The sequence below is a fragment of the Janibacter sp. CFPM2_SD2 genome (assembly GCF_057364645.1).
This window is the reverse complement of sequence record NZ_JBNFOF010000129.1, coordinates 1-9200: the sequence shown is the minus strand read 5'-3', so window position 1 is coordinate 9200 and position 9200 is coordinate 1. Positions and strand designations below refer to the sequence as shown.

At 72.6% G+C, this 9200-nt stretch carries 7 protein-coding genes and 2 pseudogenes; 3 read left to right on the top strand and 6 right to left on the bottom strand.

The genetic code is table 11. The annotated features are described in order from the left end of the window. Nucleotides 1–673: pseudogene (locus AC2W7J_RS12210) on the bottom strand (AAA family ATPase); the annotation flags it as partial. 18 nt (nt 674–691) lie between these two features. On the opposite strand from AC2W7J_RS12210, the gene AC2W7J_RS12205 reads away from it, so the two are divergent. The 3 genes from AC2W7J_RS12205 (at nt 692) to AC2W7J_RS12195 (ending at nt 3645) form a co-directional block, all read left to right on the top strand. Further along, a complete protein-coding gene (locus AC2W7J_RS12205; RefSeq protein WP_485982703.1) occupies nt 692–1468 on the top strand; it encodes a GNAT family N-acetyltransferase in 777 nt (258 codons plus the stop codon). After that, nucleotides 1468–3180, top strand: coding sequence for an FUSC family protein (locus AC2W7J_RS12200; RefSeq protein ID WP_485982701.1), 1713 nt, complete (start codon nt 1468–1470; stop codon nt 3178–3180). Before AC2W7J_RS12205 ends, AC2W7J_RS12200 begins: the two co-directional genes overlap by 1 nt. 87 nt (nt 3181–3267) lie before the next feature. After that, nucleotides 3268–3645, top strand: a complete 378-nt coding sequence (locus AC2W7J_RS12195; RefSeq protein WP_485982699.1) for an NUDIX domain-containing protein — start codon at nt 3268–3270, stop codon at nt 3643–3645. A gap of 36 nt (nt 3646–3681) precedes the next feature. On the opposite strand, the gene AC2W7J_RS12190 is transcribed toward AC2W7J_RS12195, so the two are convergent. From AC2W7J_RS12190 to AC2W7J_RS12170, 5 genes and pseudogenes are all read right to left on the bottom strand, one after another. Then, complete coding sequence (locus AC2W7J_RS12190; protein WP_485982697.1) at nt 3682–4320, bottom strand: HAD family hydrolase; 639 nt, start codon at nt 4318–4320, stop codon at nt 3682–3684. A gap of 4 nt (nt 4321–4324) precedes the next feature. Beyond that, nucleotides 4325–6126 (bottom strand): annotated as a pseudogene (aspS, locus tag AC2W7J_RS12185) (aspartate--tRNA ligase). A 92-nt stretch (nt 6127–6218) separates the two neighbouring features. Next, nucleotides 6219–6872 (bottom strand): NUDIX domain-containing protein, encoded by a 654-nt coding sequence (locus AC2W7J_RS12180; RefSeq protein WP_255183614.1) that lies wholly within the window; start codon nt 6870–6872, stop codon nt 6219–6221. After that, nucleotides 6872–8602: a CTP synthase gene (gene pyrG, locus AC2W7J_RS12175; protein ID WP_485982695.1), complete on the bottom strand. Its 1731-nt coding sequence runs from the start codon at nt 8600–8602 to the stop codon at nt 6872–6874. The genes AC2W7J_RS12180 and pyrG overlap by 1 nt, the downstream gene beginning before the upstream one ends. Nucleotides 8603–8618: 16 nt before the next feature. Further along, nucleotides 8619–9119 (bottom strand): glycosyltransferase, encoded by a 501-nt coding sequence (locus tag AC2W7J_RS12170; RefSeq protein ID WP_485982693.1) that lies wholly within the window; start codon nt 9117–9119, stop codon nt 8619–8621. Between the last annotated feature and the right edge of the window lie 81 nt (nt 9120–9200).

The following is a 9200-nucleotide window of genomic DNA, read 5'->3' as shown; positions in this document are numbered from 1 at the left end:
AGCGCGCGCCGCGCATCGCCACCGGCGATCGCGACGAGGTGCTCGCGGGCGTCGTCGGCCAGCTCGTAGCCCCCGGCCAGACCGCGCTCGTCGGCGACCGCGGCGTCGAGCACCTCGCCGACCTCCTCACGGGTCAGCGACTCGAGGGTGACGAGGATCGAGCGCGAGAGCAGCGGGGCGATGACCGAGAAGGACGGGTTCTCCGTCGTCGCGGCGACGAGGACCACCTCGCGGTTCTCCACGCCGGGCAGCAGCGCATCCTGCTGCGCCTTGCTGAAGCGGTGGATCTCGTCGAGGAAGAGCACCGTCTGCCGGCCGTACATCGAGCGGTTGGTCGCCGCGCGCTCCATGACCGCCCGCACGTCCTTGACGCCCGCCGTCACCGCCGAGAGCTGGACGAAGTCCCGGTCCGCCGCCGTCGCGAGAGGTGCGCCAGGGTCGTCTTGCCGGTGCCAGGCGGGCCCCAGATGATCGCCGACATCGGGCCCGCCACCGCGTTGACGCTGCCCTCCACGAGCCGCCGCAGCGGCGAGCCGGGGCGCAGCACCTCGCGCTGCCCACGCACCTCGTCGAGGGTGCGCGGACGCATGCGCACGGCCAGCGGCGCGTTGAGATCGGCGCCGGTGGGTTCCGTGTCGTCGTTGGCGGAGGCGAAGAGATCGTCGGAGACCACGAGTGGCACGCTATCCCGGTGAGCAGACACCCCGACCAGACCACCCTCACCGAGGTCCCGATGGACCGCCTGCTCAGCTTCACCGACCAGGACCCGGCCGTGCGCGCCGAGGCCACCCCGACCGTCGACGAGCCCGCGCTCGGGCTGCGCCGCGACGGCCGCTGGGCCGTCGCCTTCGTGCGCCCCACCCACACGCACGGCATCTCCCTCATGCTCCGGGGCGACGCACCCCTTCTTCGTGAGCTCGCGGCGTCCTCCCCCCTTCGCCTCGTGGTCGGACCGGGCCCGGGCGAAGGGAGCGAACGCCGTCACCCTGCCGCGCACGGCCGAGGACCTCGGGCTGATCGCCGGCGAGCCCTCGCGCTGGGAGTTCATGTCGACGACCGAGGTGGTCCCGGTGGCCGCGCCCCGCGGGCTCGTCGAGCTGCCGGCCGCCGACCGGGCCGAGATCCAGGCCCTGCTCGACGAGCACAACCCCGGGACCGACGGGCAGCCCTTCGCCCGACCTCGCCAGCGGTGGGTCGGGTGCGCGACGAGCGCGGCGCCCTCCTCGCCGTCGGCTGCTGCGAGCCGGAGTCCTCCGGAGCCCCCGTCCTCGCCGGCATCACCGTCGTCCCGTCCGCGCGCGGGCTCGGTCTCGGGCGGGCCGTGACCGCCGAGCTGACCCGTGTCGCGGTGGCCGAGCACGGGTGGTCCACGCTCGGCATGTACTCGCGCAACGACCGGGCGCGCGAGATCTACCGTTCACTGGGATACGTCGTGCACGCCGAGTGGAGCAGCGGGAGGTTGGCCTGATGGCCGGAGTGGTCAGCGAGTACCTGCGCCCGCTCGTCGGCTGGAACCCCGGACCGCAGCGCCGCTGGGTCGCCGGGCGAGCCGCGATCGCCGTCGCCCTGCCACTCGTCGGCTTCACTCTCGCCGGTCACGCCCAGCAGGGATTCCTCGCCGGCATGGGCGTCTTCGCCGTGCTCTACGGCGCCTCGGCCCCCGTCCGACGGCGCTTCGTCATCACGCCGCTCGCGGGGTTGGGCCTGCTGGCCTCGATGGCCCTCGGCATCGCCCTCGCCGGTCACGCGGTCCTCGCGATCATCGCGATGGCGCTCGCCGCGACGGTGGCCGCCGTGCTCACCTACACCCTCCAGGTCGGCCCACCCGGGGGCTTCTTCTTCGCGCTCGTCTGCGGGATCGGCAGCCTCGCAGCGAGCCACGGCACCCCGGCCACGACCCTCCTCGGCATCGCCGGCACCGGTGTCCTGTCGGCCATCGTGGTCGGCACCTCCGACTTCTGGCTGCGGGCCCACGGCATCGAGGACGCGGCGGTGACCCACGCCGAGCAGGTCGTCGAGGCCTACCTCGAGGAGCGTGACCCGGCTCGGGTCGCGTCCGCCCGCCGCAGCGCGGCCCGGGCACTCAACGACGCGTGGACCGCGGTGACCGACGGCGGCTCCGACGACCGCTTCGGCGGCCGGCTGCAGCGTGTGCACAGTCGATATGCCAGCGCCGTCTCCCGAGCCGTCGACGGACCGGACGCCGAGGTGACCGCCGAGCTCGCGCTGCACGAGGCGGCCCGGGTGCGCCAGGTCTCGCTCGGCCGTCCACGCGCCGCGTGGTCCCTGCGGCAGGCCCTGCGCTGGCCCAGCGAAGACCTCCTCGTCGCCGCTCGGGTCGCCGCAGCGACCCTCCTCGCCGGTGGCATCGCGCTGGCCATGGACAACGCCCACGCCTACTGGGCAGCCGCCTTCGCGGTGCTCGTCGTCCACACGGGGGGCACCCGCTCGGTGCAGTTCCACCGGGCCTTCCAGCGCACCATCGGCACCGCCGCCGGTCTGCTCGTCTTCGCCCTGCTCCTGCGGCTCGACCCGGGCCACTGGTGGATCATCGCGATCATCATCGGCTTCCAGCTGCTCGTCGAGCTGCTCATCACACGCAACTACGCGCTTGCCGTCATCTTCCTCACCCCCCTGGCCCTGCAGATCTCCGAGTCGGTGACCGGCATGGACCCCGACACGATCGTCTTCGACCGAGCCGTCGACACCCTCATCGGCGTCGGCGCGGCCGTCGTCGTGCTCGTCGTCTCGAGCCGCCTCGGTCGGCCCGAGCTGCTGCTGCGCGCCCACGCCCGCCGCGTCGTGCTCGCTCTCGACGACGTCCTCGCCGACCTCGCCGAGCGGCGCACGCGCACCGACGAGGGCATGGCCGCGCACCTGGACCACTGCAAGCAGCTCTACGTCGAGCTGCTCGAGTCCGACCGGGTGGCCGCCCGAGCCCACGCCGACGCTCCCGAGGCCGTCGCGCCCTACCGCCGGATGGAGCAGGTGCTCGCTGCGATCGGCTACCAGGTCCTCGGCGCCACGTGGAACCCCCGCGTCCGCGGCCAGAGCGAGGTCATGGCCCAGGCCCGCGAGGCCCTGTCCGGCCTCACCCGCCACCCCGTGACCCGCCACCGCTCGGCCGACGAGATCACCGCCGACCTGCGGCGGGTCCAGACGATCCTGGCCGAGGCCTGACGTGCCGCGCACGAGTGCCGGACTGCTCCCCTTCGTCCGCGGCGAGGGCGGGACGCAGGTTTGGCTCGGCCACATGGGCGGCCCGCTGTGGGCCCGCCGGCCCCGCGCTGGACCATCGTCAAGGGCGAGGTCGAGCCGGACGAGGACCTGCTCGCCGCCGCCGAGCGGGAGTTCGCCGAGGAGACCGGCGCGACCGCCCCGGACGGACCGCGCCTGCCCCTCGGTCAGGTGCGCCAGTCCGGCGGCAAGGTCGTGCACGCCTGGGCCATCGAGGTGACGAAGGGGGCGGACGTCACACTCGTCGAGAGCAACAGCTTCGAGCTGGAGTGGCCTCCGAGGTCCGGTCGGCGCCAGTCCTTCCCCGAGCTCGACAGGGGCGAGTGGCACGATCTCGACGCCGCCCGAGAGCTCGTCGTCGCCGCCCAGACGGCCTTCCTCGATCGCCTCGAGTCCGCATCTCCCTAAGCTCGCGCGCCGGGCCTGCCCCAAGACCGCATTTCCTTATGGTCGTGCGGCCAGGTCGGCCAGCTCGGGCACGAGCGGGGTGAGATCCGCGACGAGTCCCTCGGCGCCGGACTCCGGGTCGTGGAGCACGGCGCGGATCCCGACGGACCGGGCCGCCTCGACATTGGCCGGCACGTCGTCGACGAAGCCCACCTGCTCCCCAGGCAGGCCGAGGTCGTCGAGCACCCGCTCGAAGAAGACCCGGTCGGGCTTCATCGCCCCGATCTCGCTCGAGTAGTAGGAGCCGTCGACGAGGTCGTCGTAACCACGCACCTCGCGCATGTGCTGCACGCGGTGGTCCTGCTGGTTGGTCGCCAGCATGCACGGCACCCCGAGGTCACGCACGGCGGTGAGCACCGCGACCGCCTCGGGGTCGAGGTCGAACTGCTCCCAGATCGAGAGCAGGTCGTCGACCGTCAGCGGGACGTGGCCGGTCTGCTCCTGCTCGAGGCTGAGCAGCTCCTCGAGCACCGCGCGCAGCGACCGCTCACCCCGCAGCGCGGGCAGCTCAGCCTCGAAGACGCGCCGGGCGAAGCCCGGACGCACTGCACCGTCGAGCCGCTCGCGCCAGTCGAAGCGCCCGTGCTGCAGGACGCCGTCGCAGTCCCACAGGAGCACGTCGACCGGCCGGCTCATCGGATCAGGCCCCCGCCTGCTCGTCCTCGTCACGCTTCGGCGTGGCGTCGATGCCCGCCTCCTTGCGCTGCTCCGCGGTGATCGGGGCAGGCGCGTCGGTCAGCGGGTCGTAGCCGCCGCCGGACTTGGGGAAGGCGATGACGTCGCGGATCGAGTCGGCACCGAGCAGGAGCATGCAGATCCGGTCCCAGCCGAAGGCGATGCCGCCGTGCGGCGGGGCGCCGTACTTGAAGGCCTCGAGCAGGAAGCCGAACTTCTCCTGCGCCGACTCCTCGTCCAGGCCCATGACCTTGAAGACGCGCTCCTGCACGTCCTTGCGGTGGATACGGATCGACCCGCCACCGATCTCGTTGCCGTTGCAGACCATGTCGTACGCATAGGCGAGCGCCGGTCCGGGGTCGGTGTCGAAGGTGTCGAGGAACTCCTCCTTCGGGCTGGTGAAGGCGTGGTGGACCGCGGTCCACGCGCCGGCACCCACCGCGACGTCACCGGCGGCGACGGCGTCACCGGCCGGCTCGAAGAGGGGCGCGTCGACGACCCAGAGGAAGGACCAGGCGTTCTCGTCGATGAGCTCGCAGCGCTGCGCGATCTCCTGCCGGGCCGCGCCGAGGAGCGCGCGGGCGGCCTTGGGCTTGTCGGCCGCGAAGAAGATGCAGTCGCCGGGGGCCGCACCCACGTGCGCGGCCAGGCCGGCCTTCTCCTCGTCGGAGATGTTCTTGGCGACCGGGCCGCCGAGCTCGCCGTCCTCGCCGACGGTGACATAGGCCAGACCCTTGGCGCCGCGCTGCTTGGCCCACTCCTGCCAGGCGTCGAACTGGCGCCGCGGCTGGCTGGCGCCACCGGGCATGACGACCGCGCCGACGTAGTCGTTCTTGAAGACGCGGAAGGGGGTGTTGGCGAAGTACTCCGTGCAGTCGACGAGCTCGACCCCGAAGCGCAGGTCCGGCTTGTCGGAGCCGTAGCGCTCCATGGCCTCGGCATAGGTCATCCGCGGGAAGGGGGTCGGCAGGTCGACACCGATGGTCGCCCACACGGCCTTGGCGATGGACTCGCCGAGCTCGATGACGTCGTCCTGCTCGACGAAGGACATCTCGATGTCGAGCTGGGTGAACTCCGGCTGCCGGTCGGCGCGGAAGTCCTCGTCGCGGTAGCAGCGGGCGATCTGGTAGTAGCGCTCCATGCCGGCGACCATGAGCAGCTGCTTGAAGAGCTGCGGGCTCTGCGGCAGGGCATACCACTCGCCCGGCGCCAGGCGGGCCGGCACGAGGAAGTCGCGGGCACCCTCGGGCGTGGAGCGGGTGAGGGTCGGGGTCTCGATCTCGACGAAGTCGCGCTCGGCGAGCACCGAGCGGGCCGCGGCGTTGACCTTGCTGCGCAGGCGCAGACCGGCGCCGGCGCTCGTGGCGCCCGGGCGGCGCAGGTCGAGGTAGCGGTGCTTGAGGCGGGCCTCCTCGCCGACGCTCACGCGCTCGTCGATCTGGAAGGGCAGCGGGGCGGCCTCGGAGAGCACCTCGATGGAGCTGGCGACGACGTCGATCTCGCCGGTCGGCACGTTGGGGTTGACGTCCTTGGGGTCGCGCGGGGCGACCTCGCCGACGACCTTGATGACGTACTCGTTGCGCAGGTCTGCGCCGCACCCGTCAGGACCTCGTCGCGAGCGACGACCTGGGCGACGCCCGACGCGTCGCGCAGGTCGAGGAAGGCCACGCCACCGTGATCACGACGGCGGCCCACCCAGCCGGTGAGGGTGACGGTCTGGCCGGAGTGCTCGGCACGCAGGGTGCCGGCGTCGTGGGTGCGGAGCACGGGGTGTTCTTCCTTGTCCTTCGGGTCGCCCGGCGGGTCGCGCGGGCCGGTCCATCCTACGGAGCCCGGCGGGTGCCGGGCCAACGGGTTGATCAGCCGGTCGGGCCCTCCCTGCGGCCGGGGTGCTCGGGCCACGGGCTGTCGGCAGGACGAAGGGAGGTCCAGCCGCCCTCTCGGGACGCCCGGGCCGTCATCGTCGCGATGACGAGGGTGGAGTTGTGCAGGTCCCCGGCGAGGACCGCCGCGGCGACCTCGTCGAGGGGGACGCGCCGCTGGAGCAAGTGCGCCTCCTCCCCTTCTCGCTGGTGCCGCTCGCCCTCGGGCACGGGACGCAGCCCCCGCGCGAGGTAGACGCGGATCGCCTCGTCCATGCCACCGGGCGAGGTGAAGTAGTCCACGAGGACCGCCCACTCGTCGGCCGTGACGTCGGCCTCCTCAGCCAGCTCGCGCTGCGCGCCGACGAGCGGGTCCTCACCCGCGATGTCGAGCAGGCCGGCGGGGATCTCCCACTCGTTGGCCGAGACGGGGTGACGGTACTGCCGGATGAGCAGCACGCGGTCCTGCTCATCGAGGGCCAGGACGGCGACGGCACCCGGGTGGTCGACGACCTCGCGCACCAGGGTCTCGCCCTCGAGCTCGAAGGTGTCACGACGCACATCCCAGACCGCGCCCTCGAAGACCACCTCGCTGGAGGTCACCGAGCGGGTGAGCAGCTCGTCGCGCAACGGCACCGTCTCGTCGGCCATCAGGCCTCGACGTCCGCGGTCTCCGCCTCGGCCGCCTCGACCGCCTCCACCGGCGGCTCGACCTCGACCAGGCGCGCGTCACGCTGGGCCTGCACGGCCGCACCGATGAGCCCGATGAAGAGCGGGTGCGCGCGGTCGGGCCGCGACTTGAACTCCGGGTGCGCCTGGGTCGAGACGTAGTAGGGGTGCACCTCGCGCGGCAGCTCGACGAACTCGACGAGCCCGAGCTGCGGGTGGGTGCCGCTCACGACGAGGCCCGCCTGCTCGAGCTGCTCGCGGTAGGTGTTGTTGACCTCGTAGCGGTGGCGGTGCCGCTCGGTGACCTGGGTCGACCCGTAGGCCTGCGCGGTGACCGAGCCCTCGCGCAGGTCGGCCGGGTAGGAGCCCAGGCGCATCGTGCCGCCGAGGTCGCCGGCCCCGTCGACGAAGGACTTCTGCTCCTCCATCGTCGCGATGACCGGCGCGCTCGAGGCGGGGTCGAACTCGGTCGAGCTCGCACCCGCGATGCCGGCGACGTTGCGGGCGTACTCGATGACCATGCACTGCAGGCCCAGGCAGATGCCGAGCGTGGGCACCTGCTGCTCGCGGGCCCAGCGCAGCGCACCGAGCTTGCCCTCGATGCCGCGCACGCCGAAGCCGCCCGGCACGAGGACCGCGTCGACCCCGCCGAGGGCCTTGCTCGCCCCGGCCGGCGTCTCGCAGTCGTCGGAGGGCACCCAGCGGATGCGCACCTTGGCGTCGTTGTGGAAGCCACCCGCGCGCAACGCCTCGGTGACCGAGAGGTAGGCGTCGGGCAGGTCGATGTACTTGCCGACGAGCGCGACCTCGACCTCGTGGCGGGGCTGGTGCACGCGCCGCAGCAGGGTGTCCCAGCTGCCCCAGTCGACGTCGGTGAAGTTGAGCCCGAGGCGACGGATGACGAAGGTGTCGAGGTGCTCGCGGTGCAGCACCTTGGGGATGTCGTAGATGCTCGGGGCGTCGACGCACGCAGCGACGCCGTCCTTCTCCACGTCGCACGACATCGAGATCTTGCGCTTGATGTCGGCGGGGATCTCGCGGTCGGCGCGCAGCACGAGCGCGTCGGGCTGGATGCCGACCTGGCGCAGGGCAGCGACGGAGTGCTGCGTCGGCTTGGTCTTCATCTCGCCGCTCGGCGCGATGAAGGGCACGAGCGAGACGTGCAGGAAGAAGCAGTTGTCGCGGCCGAGCTCGTGGCGTACCTGGCGAGCGGCCTCGAGGAAGGGCAGCGACTCGATGTCGCCGACGGTGCCACCGATCTCGGTGATGATGACGTCGGGCGCGCTCGCGTCGTCGACGCCGGGGCTGCCGGCGGCGGGTGCCCGCATCCGCGAGGTGATCTCGTTGGTGATGTGCGGGATGACCTGGACGGTGTCGCCGAGGTACTCGCCCTTGCGCTCGCGCGCGATGACCCGGCTGTAGACCTGACCGGTCGTCACATTGGCGGAGCCGTCGTGGTTGGTGTCGAGGAAGCGCTCGTAGTGCCCGATGTCGAGGTCGGTCTCGGCCCCGTCCTCGGTGACGAAGACCTCACCGTGCTGGAAGGGGTTCATCGTCCCCGGGTCGACGTTGAGGTAGGGATCCAGCTTCTGCATCGTGACCGACAGGCCACGCGCTCGAAGCAGGTGCCCGAGACTCGAGGCCGTCAGTCCCTTGCCGAGTGAGGAGACGACTCCTCCGGTCACGAAGATGTGTTTCGTCAGTGCCACCACGGGGTTCCAATCTACGTCACGTGGGCGAGTGCTCGGTAACGCAGCACCCAGCGAGTCGCGCTGGACTCGAGCCCGTCCCAGCCACGCGCCGCTCCCGGGCGGCGTCCGCGGCGCGTGCCGCCCGCTCGGGGTGGTCGAGGACCGCCTCGACGCGCGGGCGAGTGGTCCGGCCGCCTCCGTCTGCGGACCGTCGACGAGCAGCCCGACACCGTCGAGCAGGTCGGGCAGCCCGCCGACCCCGGCGGGCGACGACCGGTGTGCCGGCCGCCATCGCCTCCTGCACGACGAGCGCTCGCGCCTCCCACTCGCTCGGCACGACGAGCACGTCGGCGGCGAGCAGCCACGGCGTGACGTCGGCGGCCTCCCCGAGCAGGTGCAGTGCTCCCCCTGTCGTCAGCGTCTCCTGGCCCGGTCCGACGAGCCCCCACGTTCCCGGGGCGCCGTCGGCGGCCGCGGCGAGCACGTCGATGCCCTTCTGCGGGGCGACCCGCGCGATGGTCAGGACGAAGGGGGGCACCGCTCACGTCGTGCGCAGCCAGCAGTGCGGCTCGGTGCTCCGCCCGCCACGCCGCGCGTCGGTGGCGAGCAGCGCCGGCAC